Here is a 13,417-nt window from a genome sequence, read left to right as displayed (position 1 = left end):
AATAAAAATATTAAATCTTATAAAAGTTTGTACTCAAAAATCATGAACCCTATGCATGATCAAAGTTTTTACTACTTTTGTCCTACTAAACTTTATAAGGTTTATAATAAAATATGCCATTTAACACTTACCGACCGTTGATTTAGGTTTAGGTCATCAAGACAGTATGAACCGACGCGATACTGGCTAGCCCATCAAATACGAATAAATCTCAATAAAAGGCCAAACTTTTAATTTCGCGGGTAAAAAAATTCGGCTCCCCCTGTCGTTCGAGATATCTAAATAGCTAAAATCTTTTACCCTCCATATAGTTATATATCTATTGGTTTATAAGAACTTTTATTTTTCATAGAGACAAGCTTAGTGCCAATCTGGTTATGACAGGCCCAACATAGTGAACGCAGGTTAGCCCACGTAAACAAACTTCAAGAAACATCTATCGCCTGCTACCTCCACCATACACAACAGACTGCACCGTAATCGCTACAGACTAAAGAAACGCATATAGCTATCATAGGCTTGGGTCTTTATCTTGTATTTGAATATCCAAGCCCAGAATAATTTACCCTTCTCCCCTTAAAAGAGCCGATCAAGGAAAATCAGGTTTGGTCCTTAGATTTTATGCATGCTCAACTTGGTGATGGTCGGAAGTTTTGTTTATTCAATGTGATTGATGATTATCGTCATCTGTACGAGTAATTCGTACACTCACTCAGCTGCTGGAGTGGCGTGAAAAACCTTCTGTAATCCGATGCGGTAATGGACCAGAATTTATAAGTCATGAATTTATGAATTGGGCAGCGAAACACAATATTCGGATTGAATATATTCAGCTATAGAATCCACAACAGAATGCTTACGTTGAACGTTATAATAGTACAATTCGTTATAGTTGGCTCAGTAAGCATTTATTTGACACATTGGAAGAAGTACAAGATTATGCCACTGAGTGGTTGTGGCATTACAATTATGAAAGACCACATCAAGCGAATAAAGGTAAACCACCACTGGCCGCTTAACTTCTACTTTTATCTTCAGTTATTAATAAGATTACCGTGTTTATCTCCAATCTAATGGATGGTTGGCATTCTTTACTACATTGTATTAGCCATGCCACACAATCTGACTATGTCCTTTTTCGTGTGATTGAAGATGAATTTCCACTGTTTGAAATGACGGTAGTAACCGCAGGAAAAACGCAACGTGTTGTGCGCGCTATGAAAGAAGGTAAATGGAATTTTTATGAGCAAGGTGCGCTTTTAGCGTTTGAAGACACCCGTTATTATCTGCAGCGCAAAATAGCAGATAGGGTCACACCTAAATTACTCAATATTTATGCTAATACTCAAGGAATCGACTTTACATCACCTAGCCTTTTCAGTACTACACAAAACTCATTATGGATGACGCAAGTTCACTAAATTGTTTTACAGGCCCAATACACTGAGCTTGATTGCTCTGTATGTTATAACCGCGAAATAAAAAGGACTGTTATGAGCTACGACATTATGGTGTTTGACTCTGAAGCTGCACCTAAAACTAAGCAAGCGTTCGATCAATGGTACCAACAACAAACACAATGGGCAGAAGATCATAATTATGATGACCCAGTTGTTTGCCCTAACCAAAATTTGAATAATTTCTTTATAGAACTTATCACAACCTTTCCTGCCATGAACGGTCCATTTACGGATGAAGATTTAATGGAGCAACTGGATGATCAGGGCCACGATGCCTATATCACTGATTATTCTATTGGTAAGCATCTTATTTATGGCGCTTTTGCTTGGAGCCTTGCCGAGAAAGCACATGAAGCTGTTACGGTGCTTGCAGCCAAACATAATATTGGCTTTTACGACCCAAGTAATGCACCTGATAATATTTATTTTCCTGACAGTGGCAAACTGATTTTACTGACGCAATAAATAACCTGCCTTATGTTTGGCAAGCTTAGTGAATGCTTTTATACTGCTAGCCACTTTTTCATTCTATTTTTGGAAATATACCATGAGCTACCATGACATCCCCGCTGGAAAAGAACTACCACACGATATTAACGTGATTATTGAAATTCCTGCTAATCACGCACCTATCAAATACGAAGTAGACCACGAAACTGACTGCCTAATGGTTGACCGTTTTATGGCAACGCCTATGTTCTACCCAGCGAACTATGGCTACATTCCAAATACCTTGGCTGATGATGGCGACCCATTAGATGTATTAGTAGTTACACCTTATCCTGTAGCACCAGGTGCTGTTATCCGTGCTCGTGCTGTTGGCGTACTCAATATGACTGACGAAGCTGGTGGTGATGCTAAACTTATTGCTGTTCCGCATGACAAACTTAGCCAACTTTATGTTGACGTTAAGGAATACACCGACCTACCTGCTTTACTACTTGAACAAATTAAACACTTTTTTGAGAACTACAAAGATCTAGAAAAAGGCAAATGGGTTAAAGTAGAAGGCTGGGAAGGCAAAGCCGCCGCTGAAAAAGCTATCACTGAAGCGGTTGCTAACTTTAAAAAATAAGTACACACCGCCATTTAAAAGCCCAGCCTACTGCTGGGTTTTTTATTAGGAAAGATATGCACTTACGGACAAAACATCGCCTTCGTTTAATAGCTAGTAGTATTATTTTAGTGGCGCTATTACTCAGCCTGTTTATTCCAAGGCCCATGCCGAATACGCCAACGGCAAGGATGAAGCAAGAACCTATCCAGTTGCCGACAGGGGCCACACAGTTTATTGCACAAACCCAACGAACTAATTATTACGTGAAGCCGCTTTATCAATACGAGCTTAACGGCTTAGTCGTTTCCATGAGTAAACCACGTGAACACTATATGGCTGATATTGATAATGATTTTAAAGCCGTTGATTTATGTGTCGTTTTTGGGGACAACTTAATAAACAACTTATATCGTTCTCTCACCTTTAGAAACGGCGATTTCACTTGTTTTATATCCACTGATGACTATAGCATTTGGCGTCAATTCAATATGGAACATATCAGCAATAACCATTTGATTACCAATGACCCAGCTATGGTTAAACGATTACGCAATATTAAAATAGGTGATCAAGTCACTATTAAAGGCTACTTAGCTGAGTATGGTTTTGAGAATGGCCGTTTAATTCGCGGCAGTAGCACTGTACGTAACGATACAGGCAACGGTGCCTGCGAAACCATTTTTGTGCAGCATTTACATGTGGAAAAAGCCCCAACCGATTACCGCTTAGGTTTGCGTATTGGCTTAATTCTTTTGCTGATCGTTCTATTTATTCTATAGCAGCTAATGCTAACCACTAGCTGCTAATCTGATTAATTACTCAGCCGCAATTAAACTCTTTTTGCGTTCTGCGGCAATACAAGCAGCCGCAGTAAAGAGTACATCGGTTGATGAGTTTAATGCTGTTTCTGTAGAGTCCTGTAATACTCCAATAGCCACACCTACACCCACAACCATCATAGCGACATCGTTGGAGATACCAAAAATACTACAGGCCAGTGGAATCAATAATAGTGAGCCGCCAGCTACGCCTGATGAACCGCACGCACCAATAGCCGCAATAAAGCTCAATAGAATTGCAGTTGGCAAACTAACCACACCAAACAAGCTAGCGCTACCATTAGCAATTGCCTCTGGTGTTGCATAAATCGTATTTACAGCAGCTAACGTTAAAATAGTAATGGTAATAGCAGCGCCCCCCATGTTAATGGTTGCGCCTAATGGAATGGTGACAGAATAGGTATCTTCGTGTAGCCCCATTTTTTTGCATAGCGCCATATTTACAGGCACATTGGCAGCTGAACTGCGGGTAAAAAAGGCGGTAATTCCACTTTCACGAACACATTGCCAAACTAATGGATAAGGATTTTGCTTAGTGACTGCAAATACAAGAATAGGATTAATGACAAAAGCGACAAACAGCATACAACCCAACAGCACAACGAGAAGGTGGACATAGTCTTTCAGCCCTTCTGTACCTGTTTCCATAATGGTGTAAGCAACAATCCCCATTACACCTACTGGCGCAATGCGGATAACTAAACGCACAACAAAAGTCACTCCATTTGATAAGTCATTGAGGATGATTTTTGTTGTATCACTCGCGTTTCGTAAAGCAATACCTAAAGCAATAGCCCAAGCTAAAATACCAATAAAGTTAGCTTTTAATAATGCTTCAATAGGATTCACAAAAATAGCTGCCACTAAATTGCCTAAAACTTCACTAAGCCCAGAAGGTGGCGCTAGCTGTTGTGCATTTGCCACTAATTTAATCGTCGTAGGAAATAGATAGCTTGCCGCAACAGCAGCAACGGCAGCTAAAAAAGTAGCCATAAAGTAAAGAGCTAAGACGGATTTCAAATGAATCTTGCTGCCTTTTTGATGGTTAGCAATAGCCGATACACATAAAATAAAAATAAGAATAGGCGCAGCACCTTTTAATCCGCTAACAAAAAGGTTTCCTAGATACTCAAATTCATTTTTATAGCCTTCCAAATAAAAGCCGGCAATAATGCCTAACAATAAACCAATAATGATTTGTAAGACTAAACTGGTATTTAACAGCGTCCGTAGCCAGTAATTAATCCGCGCCATGCCTAGGTTATCCCACTAAAAAAATTACCCTAGAATACCATAAGCCTGTTCAACCAATAAAAAAAACACTGATTTTCTCTAATACACTACAAGAAAATCAGTGTTTAATTAGGTTATGTCTTATTTATCTAGACTAATACCTAAGGCTTTAGCTACACCAATACCGTAAGCACGGTCAGCTTGCATACAGTGGCAAATATGACGACGCTTAATATCATCAGGCACGCCATTCATATTGCGCGCTGTATTATCAAACAACACTTGTTGCTGCTCTGGTGTCATCAAGCGGAAAAGGTTGCCTGGTTGAGTAAAGTAGTCAGGCTCAGTTTCCCAATAATCAAAGCGATCAATAGAACCTTCAGCGGCTAATGGCGGCTCACTAAAATCAGGCTGCTGTTGCCATTCACCTGTCGTATTAGGTTCGTAATGCGAAGTGCTGCCATAGTTACCATCTACTCGCATTGCGCCATCACGGTGAAATGCATGATACGGGCAACGTGGTGTATTCACAGGAATCTGAAAATGGTTGACACCTAGGCGGTAACGCTGTGCATCACCATAAGAGAATAAACGCCCTTGCAGCATACGGTCAGGCGAAAAACTAATACCTGGAACAACGTGGGCTGGATTAAAGGCAGCCTGCTCTACATCGGCAAAATAGTTATTAGGATTACGATTTAACTCAAACTCGCCTACTTCAATGAGTGGGTAGTCTGCTTTAGGCCAAACCTTAGTTAAGTCAAACGGGTGATAAGGTACTTTTTGTGCATCCGCCTCTGGCATGATTTGCACATACATAGTCCATTTTGGAAAGTCTTTACGCTCAATAGCCTCATATAAATCGCGTTGATGACTTTCGCGATCATTACCCACTAATTGCGCAGCTTCTGCATCTGTTAAATTCTTAATACCTTGCTGCGTTTTTAAGTGAAACTTCACCCAGTAGCGTTCATTTTTAGCATTAATAAAACTAAAGGTATGAGAACCAAAACCATGCATATGACGATATGAAGCTGGAATACCGCGATCACTCATTACCACTGTCACTTGGTGTAAGGCTTCTGGTAATTGTGTCCAAAAGTCCCAGTTATTTGTTGCACTACGCATGTTTGTACGTGGATCACGTTTAACAGCATGGTTTAAATCTGGAAATTTCAGTGGGTCTCGAAAAAAGAAGACTGGTGTATTGTTACCTACTAAATCCCAGTTTCCTTCTTCAGTATAAAAACGCATAGCAAAGCCACGAATATCGCGCTCGGCATCGGCAGCGCCACGCTCACCTGCTACGGTAGAAAAACGCACAAACATCTCTGTTTGTTTACCCACTTTAGAAAACAAGTTAGCGCGAGTAAATTCAGTAATGTCTTTAGTTACGGTAAAAGTACCGAATGCGCCTGAACCTTTAGCATGCATACGGCGCTCAGGTATTACTTCACGATCAAAGTGCGCAAGTTTTTCTAGAAACCAAACATCTTGTAGCAACATTGGACCACGCGGACCTACAGTTAAGCTATCTTGGTTATTAGCAACAGGAGCACCATTAATGCTGGTTAATTTACGCTTGTCACTCATGGAAGTTTCTCCGAGGATTTGTTTAGACAAATCCACAGTAACAAGATGTCATTGAGAGTTAAAATCAATTAAGTTAAATATAACGATAGATTTTTACTAAATGTGAACAGCATCCATAAAAAAACCGAGCATAAAGCTCGGTTTTTTCAAAGAAAAGTGCTTATTCAGCAGCTTCTACTTCACCAGCAACCGGACGGTCAACTAGTTCAACGTATGCCATAGGCGCGTTGTCACCAGGACGGAAACCGCATTTTAAAATGCGTAGGTAACCACCTTGACGAGCAGCGTAACGCTTGCCTAGATCATTGAATAGTTTGCCAACTGCTTGTTTAGAGCGAGTACGAGCAAAGGCTAAGCGACGGTTAGCAACGCTATCTTCTTTCGCTAGTGTAATTAGCGGCTCAGCAACGCGACGTAGTTCTTTTGCTTTAGGCAGAGTCGTTTTGATTAACTCATGCTCAAACAAAGAAACTGCCATGTTTTGAAACATAGCTTTACGATGCGCGCTGGTACGGCTAAGGTGACGGCCACTTTTACGATGACGCATGGTTCAATTCCTTACCAAACTCTTTAGGTTCAGTGGTAATGACGATTAGGCCATTGCCTTGTCGTCTTTCTTCAGACTTGCAGGCGGCCAGTTATCAAGACGCATACCTAGAGACAAACCGCGGGAAGCTAAAACATCTTTAATCTCAGTTAAAGATTTTTTACCCAAGTTTGGCGTTTTTAGCAGTTCTACTTCAGTGCGCTGAATCAGGTCACCAATATAGTAAATGCTTTCTGCTTTCAAGCAGTTAGCCGAACGAACAGTTAGCTCAAGATCATCCACTGGACGTAATAAGATTGGATCAATCTCATCTTCCGGCTTCTCTTCAACCACTTGAGGCTCGCCTTGTAGATCAACGAAAGCCGCTAATTGTTGTTGCAGAATTGTTGCGCTGCGACGGATAGCTTCTTCTGGATCTAAAGTGCCATTGGTTTCAAGATCGATGATCAACTTATCAAGGTTAGTGCGTTGCTCAACACGGGCGTTTTCCACCACGTAGGCTACACGACGAACTGGACTGAATAGCGCATCAATCTGTAAACGACCGATACTACGACTTTCGTCTTCGTCAGCAGTACGCGCATCAGCAGGCTCATAGCCGCGACCACGCGCAATGCGTAACTTCATGTTCAGTTGGCCTTTGTCGCCCAAGTTAGCAATAACATGGTCGCCATTGACGATTTCAACATCATGATCCAGCTGAATATCGGCAGCAGTCACTACACCTGGACCTTTTTTGCTCAGGCTTAGCGTTGCTTCATCACGACCGTGCATAATCACAGCAAGGCCTTTGAGGTTCAACAGGATTTCAATGACATCTTCCTGCACGCCTTCAATAGCACTGTACTCGTGCAGCACGCCGTCGATTTCGACTTCGACCACTGCACAGCCGGGCATTGAAGACAACAGGATACGTCTTAACGCATTGCCTAAAGTATGTCCAAAACCACGCTCGAGAGGCTCAAGCGTAATTTTGGCACGGGTCGGACTGACCTGATCAACAATAATTTGACGTGGGGTCAGAAACTCATTTACCGAAATCTGCATGGATACACCTATTTTCTTGCCCTTACTTAGAGTAGAGCTCGACAATCAGGCTTTCGTTGATGTCAGCTGACAGATCACTACGAGCTGGAACGTTTTTGAACACGCCAGATTTTTTAGCAACGTCCACTTCAATCCACTCAACGCGACCGCTTTGAGAACTCAACTCAAGAGCCTGGGAGATACGTAATTGGTTTTTCGCTTTTTCACGAACTTCAACTACGTCGCCTGGTTGCACTTGGTAAGACGGAATATTTACAGTCTTGCCATTTACGCTAATAGCTTTGTGCGATACCAATTGACGAGATTCAGCGCGAGTAGAGCCAAAACCCATGCGGTATACAACGTTATCTAAACGAGACTCTAATAACTGCAGAAGGTTCTCGCCGGTAGCACCTTTGCGACGTGCAGCTTCTTTGTAGTAGCCGCTAAATTGACGCTCTAATACACCGTAGATACGACGTACTTTTTGTTTCTCACGCAATTGAGAACCGTACTCAGATAAGCGAGGACGACGAGCGCCATGCTGACCTGGAGCAGTTTCAATATTGCATTTTGATTCGATCGCGCGTGCGCCACTTTTCAAAAATAGATCAGTGCCTTCACGACGAGACAGTTTACATTTTGGACCAATATAACGTGCCATCTTACTGTCTCCTTACACGCGACGTTTTTTAGGTGGACGGCAACCGTTATGCGGAATTGGCGTCACGTCGGTGATACTAGCGATCTTGTAGCCACATGCATTTAATGCACGAACGGCTGACTCACGTCCAGGACCTGGGCCCTTAACGTTTACATCTAAATTTTTCAAACCGTATTCCAAAGCTGCTTGACCAGCACGCTCTGCCGCAACCTGTGCAGCAAATGGAGTGCTTTTACGAGAGCCACGGAAGCCTGAACCACCAGAAGTTGCCCATGAAAGAGCGTTACCTTGACGGTCAGTAATAGTTACGATTGTGTTATTGAAAGAAGCGTGGATATGGGCGATGCCATCAACCACCTGCTTTCTTGCTTTTTTACGAGGACGAGCAGCAGCTTTTGCCATGATCAAATTCCTATCTATAAACCAATGCGATTACTTGCGGATCGGTTTGCGTGGACCCTTACGAGTGCGCGCGTTGGTTTTAGTGCGTTGACCGTGAACAGGTAGACCACGGCGATGACGAAGACCACGGTAGCAACCTAAGTCCATCAAACGCTTAATGTTCATGTTGATTTCACGACGTAAGTCACCTTCAGTTGTTAACTTAGCAACTTCGTTACGTAATAAATCAAGCTGTGCTTCATCAAGATCTTTGATTTTCGCAACTGGTGCAATACCAGTAGCTGCGCAGATATCCTGAGCAGTTTTGCGACCCACACCAAAGATATAAGTCAGCGAGATAACAGTATGTTTGTTATCCGGAATGTTAACGCCAGCAATACGGGCCATTCGGTGTAACTCCATTTGACAGCAATCTTGACCTAGGAAGCCAAGAAAAGGGCAAGATATTAACGCTGTAATTACAATTAATCAACCCAGCAGCACACTAGCTGCTGGGCTTATTGACGCAAAACAAATCAGCCTTGGCGCTGTTTGTGACGCGGCTCTGCCTTGCAAATTACTCGTACAACGCCAGCGCGACGTACGATTTTGCAGTTACGGCATAGTTTTTTCACTGATGCACGAACTTTCATCACCAACTCCTCTAACCTAAGGGTTTTCTAGCGCAGCATACCGCCAGCGCCATACCCCTTCAGGTTGGCTTTTTTCATCAGGGAATCATACTGATTAGAAACGAGGTGCGATTGTACTTGAGCCATGAAGTCCATTACAACCACAACAACGATCAACAGCGAGGTCCCGCCGAGATGGAACGGCACATTTGCTGATACCTGCATAAACTGCGGTAACAAACATACAGCCGTCATGTACAGGGCACCAAATCCAGTTAAACGAGTAAGCACACCATCAATGTAACGGGCGGTTTGCTCGCCTGGACGGATACCTGGAATAAAGGCACCGGACTTTTTCAGGTTTTCTGCTACGTCTTTCGGGTTAAACATTAAAGCAGTATAGAAGTAGCAGAAGAAAATAATCCCTGCGCTGAACAAAATAATGTTTAACGGCTGCCCAGGAGCAAGTACTTGCGAAAGATCCGCGAGCCAGCTCATGCTTTCTGACTTGCCAAACCACTGCCCTACTGACGCTGGGAATAACAAAATACTGCTAGCAAAAATAGCAGGGATAACACCCGCCATATTTACTTTCAATGGTAAATGGCTCTGTTGTGGAGCAAACACCTTACGGCCTTGCTGACGTTTAGCGTAGTTAACAACAATACGACGTTGGCCACGCTCAATAAACACCACAAATGCAATGACAGCAACAGCCAAAATCGCAATCAGCAATAACGCGATAGCGTGAATATTACCTTGACGAGTTGCTTCAATGGATTGACCAATAGCGCTTGGTAAACCAGCAACAATACCTGCGAAGATTAACATCGAGATACCATTACCAATACCGCGCTCAGTAATTTGCTCACCCAACCACATTAGGAACATAGCACCTGCCACAAAAGTAGAGATTGCTAAGATGTAGAAAGATAGGCTTGCTTCGAAAGTAACACCCTGACTTGCCAAACCTAGAGACATACCCAAGGCTTGAACTAATGCTAATGCCAAAGTGCCGTAGCGGGTGTACTGACTTATCTTACGACGGCCAGATTCACCTTCCTTTTTCAACTGTTCAAGTGATGGCACTACAGCTGTCAACAACTGCATAATGATCGACGCCGAAATATACGGCATGATACCTAACGCAAAAATCGACATGCGCTCTAGCGCACCACCTGAGAACATATTGAATAGGCTGAGAATGGTCCCCTCATTCTGTTTGAACAGATCAGCGAGAGCGACTGGGTTAATACCCGGAACTGGAATATGTGCACCTATACGATAGACAATAATTGCCAAAAATAGGAACCACAAACGAGATTTCAGTTCTTGTAATCCGTTTCCACTTAACGCCGATGAGAGAGCACCTTGCTTAGCCATTTATTCCTCGATCTTACCGCCTGCTGCGATGATAGCTTCGCGAGCACCTTTGGTAACTGCGATGCCCTTTAAAGTTACAGCACGTGCAACTTCGCCTGACAGCATAACTTTAACGCGTTTAACGCTAGAGTTGATCAGATTTGCGTCACGTAACGTTTCAACAGTTACTAGATCGCCATCTACTTTAGCCAGTTCTGAAGTGCGGATTTCCGCACGATCAGCACCCATCATTGAGTAGAAACCAAATTTTGGTAGGCGAATAAATAGAGGCTGTTGACCGCCCTCGAAACCTGGAGCAACTTTACCACCAGAACGAGAAGTCAAACCTTTGTGACCGCGGCCTGCGGTTTTACCTAGACCACTACCAATACCACGACCTAGACGACGCTTTTCACGGCGTGCACCAGGCGCAGAACGTAAATCGTTCAATTGCATGGTTTAGTCCTCTACGCGTAATAAGTAATTAACCTTGTTGATCATGCCGCGGTTTTCTGGAGTATCCAGAACTTCAACAGTATGACCAATGCGACGTAGGCCTAGACCTTTGACGCAGGCTTTATGGTTAGCCAAACGGCCAATAGTGCTCTTAACTAGAGTCACTTTAACTTTTGCTTGTGCCATGGTTAGAGAATCTCCTCGACGCTCTTGCCACGCTTAGCCGCTACTGATACTGGAGACTGCATGTTCTTCAGACCTTTGAAAGTTGCATAAACAACGTTCACTGGATTAGTAGAGCCGTAGCACTTGGCTAATACGTTTTGCACACCAGCCACTTCAAGTACTGCACGCATTGCACCACCAGCAATAACGCCAGTACCTTCTGATGCAGGTTGCATGAATACGCGAGATGCGCCATGTACAGATTTAACTGGGTACTGCAAAGTTGTACCGTTTAGATCAACTTGGATCATGTTACGGCGTGCAGCTTCCATCGCTTTTTGGATGGCTGCTGGAACTTCGCGAGATTTACCACGACCAAAACCTACACGGCCTTTACCATCACCCACTACAGTTAGTGCTGTGAAAGTAAAAATACGACCACCTTTGACGGTTTTAGCAACGCGGTTCACTTGTACCAGACGTTCGATGTAGCCTTCATCGCGGCTATCTTCGCGGCTTTCGCGCTTTTGCTCGTGATTTGCCATATCTTAAAACTCCAGTCCGCTTTCACGAGCAGCATCCGCCAGCGCTTTTACGCGGCCGTGATATTTAAAGCCCGAACGGTCAAATGCCATTTTAGTAACGCCAGCTGCTTTCGCACGCTCTGCTACTAATTGGCCAACTTTTTTTGCTGCTTCAACATTGCCAGTAGCATTGTTGCGCAGTTCTTTATCTAAAGTAGAAGCCTGAGCTAATACTTTGCTGCCGTCTGCTGAGATTACCTGAGCATACATATGTTGCGCTGAGCGGTACACGCAAAGACGAACTGTTTGTAGTTCGTGCATTTTCAGGCGTGCTTTGCGAGCGCGACGCAGTCTTGAAACTTTTTTGTCGGTCATTTGCTAGGCCCTACTTTTTCTTAGCTTCTTTGCGAAGTACAACTTCATCAGCATAACGAACGCCTTTGCCTTTGTATGGCTCTGGGCGACGGTAATCACGGATCTCTGCAGCAACCTGACCAATGACTTGCTTATCGATACCTTTAATAATGATATCAGTAGCACTTGGGGTTTCAGCAGATACGCCTTCTGGAAGTTGATACTCTACAGGATGAGAGAAACCTAAGCTTAAAGACAACACTGTGCCTTTAACTTGAGCACGGTAACCTACACCAACAAGCTGTAGTTTGCGCTCAAAGCCTTGGCTTACGCCAGTAACCATGTTGTTCACTAGCGCGCGAGTAGTACCAGACATAGCACGCGACTGTTGATCGCCATTTTTGGCAGCAAAACGTAGTTCGCCGTCAACATGACTAACTTCAACTGAAGGGTGAACAGTTAATTGTAAAGTGCCTTTAGCACCTTTAACCGAAAGCTCTTGACCAGCTAGTTTAAATTCAACGCCGGCAGGTAGCTTAACGGGGTTTTTAGCAACGCGAGACATGCAAAATCCCCCTTAGAATACACTGCAAAGAACTTCGCCACCAATACCGGCAGCACGAGCAGCACGATCACTCATCACACCTTTATTGGTAGATACGATCGCTACACCTAAACCACCACGAACCTTTGGCAGTTCACCACCAGCCTTGTACTGGCGCAGACCAGGACGGCTTTCACGTTTGATTTCTTCGATAACTGGACGGCCTTCGAAGTATTTCAATTCGATGGTTAACAGTGGTTTAACGTCACCGCTGATCTGATAATCTGCAATGTAACCTTCGTTTTTTAAAACTTCGGCAACCGCAACCTTCAATTTAGAAGAAGGAATGCTTACAACAGACTTTTCAGCCATCTGGGCATTACGGATACGAGTTAGCATATCAGCTAACGGGTCCTGCATACTCATGGGCTTAAGCTCCTGAATACAATTAAAAACGGCTCATTATTGAGCCACCAACGCAAAACATTTAAATCTATGCTCTTGCGAGCCGGTCATTTTAAATGTTGTACACAAATGAATCAAGCCCCAATTAAGGGGCTTGATTCATTTTTTCACATTA

19 protein-coding genes and 1 pseudogene are annotated in these 13,417 nt (G+C 43.3%); 5 read left to right on the top strand and 15 right to left on the bottom strand.

Going from position 1 to position 13,417, the window contains the following annotated elements; translation table 11 throughout:
* Positions 1–573: 573 nt before the first annotated feature.
* The 5 genes and pseudogenes from VQ643_RS13985 to VQ643_RS13965 all read left to right on the top strand — a co-directional run.
* Positions 574–1,019: pseudogene (locus VQ643_RS13985) on the top strand (integrase core domain-containing protein); the annotation flags it as partial.
* Between the two features lie 36 nt (positions 1,020–1,055).
* Entirely contained in the window at positions 1,056–1,421 is a 366-nt protein-coding gene (locus tag VQ643_RS13980; protein WP_414200530.1) for a hypothetical protein, read from the top strand.
* A gap of 72 nt (positions 1,422–1,493) precedes the next feature.
* Positions 1,494–1,925: a hypothetical protein gene (locus VQ643_RS13975; protein WP_414200528.1), complete on the top strand. Its 432-nt coding sequence runs from the start codon at positions 1,494–1,496 to the stop codon at positions 1,923–1,925.
* An 82-nt stretch (positions 1,926–2,007) separates the two neighbouring features.
* Positions 2,008–2,535 carry an inorganic diphosphatase gene (gene ppa / locus VQ643_RS13970; RefSeq protein ID WP_414200527.1) on the top strand — a complete coding sequence of 176 codons (528 nt, stop codon included), beginning with the start codon at positions 2,008–2,010 and terminating at the stop codon, positions 2,533–2,535.
* Positions 2,536–2,591: 56 nt separating this feature from the next.
* The gene (locus tag VQ643_RS13965) at positions 2,592–3,296 is read left to right on the top strand and encodes a hypothetical protein (protein ID WP_414200525.1); all 705 of its coding nucleotides are present in this window, start codon (positions 2,592–2,594) and stop codon (positions 3,294–3,296) included.
* 36 nt (positions 3,297–3,332) lie between these two features.
* Here VQ643_RS13965 and sstT read toward each other — a convergent pair whose 3' ends face one another.
* The 15 genes from sstT to rpsH all read right to left on the bottom strand — a co-directional run bounded on the left by sstT (position 3,333) and on the right by rpsH (position 13,263).
* A complete protein-coding gene (gene sstT, locus VQ643_RS13960; protein WP_414200523.1) occupies positions 3,333–4,610 on the bottom strand; it encodes a serine/threonine transporter SstT in 1,278 nt (425 codons plus the stop codon).
* Positions 4,611–4,730: 120 nt separating this feature from the next.
* Positions 4,731–6,182 (bottom strand): catalase, encoded by a 1,452-nt coding sequence (locus VQ643_RS13955; protein WP_414200521.1) that lies wholly within the window; start codon positions 6,180–6,182, stop codon positions 4,731–4,733.
* A 160-nt stretch (positions 6,183–6,342) separates the two neighbouring features.
* On the bottom strand, positions 6,343–6,729 hold the full coding sequence (gene rplQ, locus VQ643_RS13950) for a 50S ribosomal protein L17 (RefSeq protein ID WP_414200519.1): 387 nt from the start codon (positions 6,727–6,729) through the stop codon (positions 6,343–6,345).
* Positions 6,730–6,774: 45 nt separating this feature from the next.
* Entirely contained in the window at positions 6,775–7,776 is a 1,002-nt protein-coding gene (locus VQ643_RS13945) for a DNA-directed RNA polymerase subunit alpha (RefSeq protein WP_414200517.1), read from the bottom strand.
* A gap of 22 nt (positions 7,777–7,798) precedes the next feature.
* Positions 7,799–8,419, bottom strand: a complete 621-nt coding sequence (gene rpsD / locus VQ643_RS13940; RefSeq protein WP_414200515.1) for a 30S ribosomal protein S4 — start codon at positions 8,417–8,419, stop codon at positions 7,799–7,801.
* A 12-nt stretch (positions 8,420–8,431) separates the two neighbouring features.
* Complete coding sequence (rpsK, locus tag VQ643_RS13935) at positions 8,432–8,821, bottom strand: 30S ribosomal protein S11 (RefSeq protein ID WP_414200513.1); 390 nt, start codon at positions 8,819–8,821, stop codon at positions 8,432–8,434.
* Between the two features lie 30 nt (positions 8,822–8,851).
* Positions 8,852–9,208: a 30S ribosomal protein S13 gene (gene rpsM, locus VQ643_RS13930; protein ID WP_414200511.1), complete on the bottom strand. Its 357-nt coding sequence runs from the start codon at positions 9,206–9,208 to the stop codon at positions 8,852–8,854.
* Positions 9,209–9,336: 128 nt separating this feature from the next.
* On the bottom strand, positions 9,337–9,453 hold the full coding sequence (gene rpmJ / locus VQ643_RS13925; protein WP_414200509.1) for a 50S ribosomal protein L36: 117 nt from the start codon (positions 9,451–9,453) through the stop codon (positions 9,337–9,339).
* Positions 9,454–9,480: 27 nt separating this feature from the next.
* A complete protein-coding gene (secY, locus tag VQ643_RS13920; RefSeq protein ID WP_414200507.1) occupies positions 9,481–10,815 on the bottom strand; it encodes a preprotein translocase subunit SecY in 1,335 nt (444 codons plus the stop codon).
* Positions 10,816–11,250 (bottom strand): 50S ribosomal protein L15, encoded by a 435-nt coding sequence (gene rplO, locus VQ643_RS13915; RefSeq protein ID WP_414200505.1) that lies wholly within the window; start codon positions 11,248–11,250, stop codon positions 10,816–10,818. It abuts the gene before it with no gap.
* A gap of 3 nt (positions 11,251–11,253) precedes the next feature.
* Positions 11,254–11,436 (bottom strand): 50S ribosomal protein L30, encoded by a 183-nt coding sequence (rpmD, locus tag VQ643_RS13910; RefSeq protein ID WP_414200503.1) that lies wholly within the window; start codon positions 11,434–11,436, stop codon positions 11,254–11,256.
* Between the two features lie 2 nt (positions 11,437–11,438).
* Positions 11,439–11,960: a 30S ribosomal protein S5 gene (rpsE, locus tag VQ643_RS13905; protein WP_414200501.1), complete on the bottom strand. Its 522-nt coding sequence runs from the start codon at positions 11,958–11,960 to the stop codon at positions 11,439–11,441.
* Between the two features lie 3 nt (positions 11,961–11,963).
* On the bottom strand, positions 11,964–12,314 hold the full coding sequence (gene rplR, locus VQ643_RS13900; protein WP_414200499.1) for a 50S ribosomal protein L18: 351 nt from the start codon (positions 12,312–12,314) through the stop codon (positions 11,964–11,966).
* A 10-nt stretch (positions 12,315–12,324) separates the two neighbouring features.
* Positions 12,325–12,858: a 50S ribosomal protein L6 gene (rplF, locus tag VQ643_RS13895; RefSeq protein ID WP_414200497.1), complete on the bottom strand. Its 534-nt coding sequence runs from the start codon at positions 12,856–12,858 to the stop codon at positions 12,325–12,327.
* A gap of 12 nt (positions 12,859–12,870) precedes the next feature.
* Positions 12,871–13,263: a 30S ribosomal protein S8 gene (rpsH, locus tag VQ643_RS13890; protein ID WP_414200495.1), complete on the bottom strand. Its 393-nt coding sequence runs from the start codon at positions 13,261–13,263 to the stop codon at positions 12,871–12,873.
* Between the last annotated feature and the right edge of the window lie 154 nt (positions 13,264–13,417).

This window comes from Pseudomonas sp. F1_0610, from assembly GCF_047470865.1.
Taxonomy (GTDB): Bacteria; Pseudomonadota; Gammaproteobacteria; order Pseudomonadales; family Pseudomonadaceae; genus JAZDRH01.
Note: the sequence above shows the minus strand (reverse complement) of the source record. Positions and strands in the feature narration are given on the sequence as shown.

Excerpts from the sequence above, each read along its gene's own strand:
- VQ643_RS13975 (WP_414200528.1), top strand. The coding sequence starts at position 1,494 with ATGAGCTACGACATTATGGTGTTTGACTCTGAAGCTGCACCTAAAACT.
- ppa (WP_414200527.1), top strand. The coding sequence starts at position 2,008 with ATGAGCTACCATGACATCCCCGCTGGAAAAGAACTACCACACGATATT.
- VQ643_RS13965 (WP_414200525.1), top strand. The coding sequence starts at position 2,592 with ATGCACTTACGGACAAAACATCGCCTTCGTTTAATAGCTAGTAGTATT.
- sstT (WP_414200523.1), bottom strand. The coding sequence starts at position 4,610 with ATGGCGCGGATTAATTACTGGCTACGGACGCTGTTAAATACCAGTTTA.
- VQ643_RS13955 (WP_414200521.1), bottom strand. The coding sequence starts at position 6,182 with ATGAGTGACAAGCGTAAATTAACCAGCATTAATGGTGCTCCTGTTGCT.
- rplQ (WP_414200519.1), bottom strand. The coding sequence starts at position 6,729 with ATGCGTCATCGTAAAAGTGGCCGTCACCTTAGCCGTACCAGCGCGCAT.
- VQ643_RS13945 (WP_414200517.1), bottom strand. The coding sequence starts at position 7,776 with ATGCAGATTTCGGTAAATGAGTTTCTGACCCCACGTCAAATTATTGTT.
- rpsD (WP_414200515.1), bottom strand. The coding sequence starts at position 8,419 with ATGGCACGTTATATTGGTCCAAAATGTAAACTGTCTCGTCGTGAAGGC.
- rpsK (WP_414200513.1), bottom strand. The coding sequence starts at position 8,821 with ATGGCAAAAGCTGCTGCTCGTCCTCGTAAAAAAGCAAGAAAGCAGGTG.
- rpsM (WP_414200511.1), bottom strand. The coding sequence starts at position 9,208 with ATGGCCCGTATTGCTGGCGTTAACATTCCGGATAACAAACATACTGTT.
- rpmJ (WP_414200509.1), bottom strand. The coding sequence starts at position 9,453 with ATGAAAGTTCGTGCATCAGTGAAAAAACTATGCCGTAACTGCAAAATC.
- secY (WP_414200507.1), bottom strand. The coding sequence starts at position 10,815 with ATGGCTAAGCAAGGTGCTCTCTCATCGGCGTTAAGTGGAAACGGATTA.
- rplO (WP_414200505.1), bottom strand. The coding sequence starts at position 11,250 with ATGCAATTGAACGATTTACGTTCTGCGCCTGGTGCACGCCGTGAAAAG.
- rpmD (WP_414200503.1), bottom strand. The coding sequence starts at position 11,436 with ATGGCACAAGCAAAAGTTAAAGTGACTCTAGTTAAGAGCACTATTGGC.
- rpsE (WP_414200501.1), bottom strand. The coding sequence starts at position 11,960 with ATGGCAAATCACGAGCAAAAGCGCGAAAGCCGCGAAGATAGCCGCGAT.
- rplR (WP_414200499.1), bottom strand. The coding sequence starts at position 12,314 with ATGACCGACAAAAAAGTTTCAAGACTGCGTCGCGCTCGCAAAGCACGC.
- rplF (WP_414200497.1), bottom strand. The coding sequence starts at position 12,858 with ATGTCTCGCGTTGCTAAAAACCCCGTTAAGCTACCTGCCGGCGTTGAA.
- rpsH (WP_414200495.1), bottom strand. The coding sequence starts at position 13,263 with ATGAGTATGCAGGACCCGTTAGCTGATATGCTAACTCGTATCCGTAAT.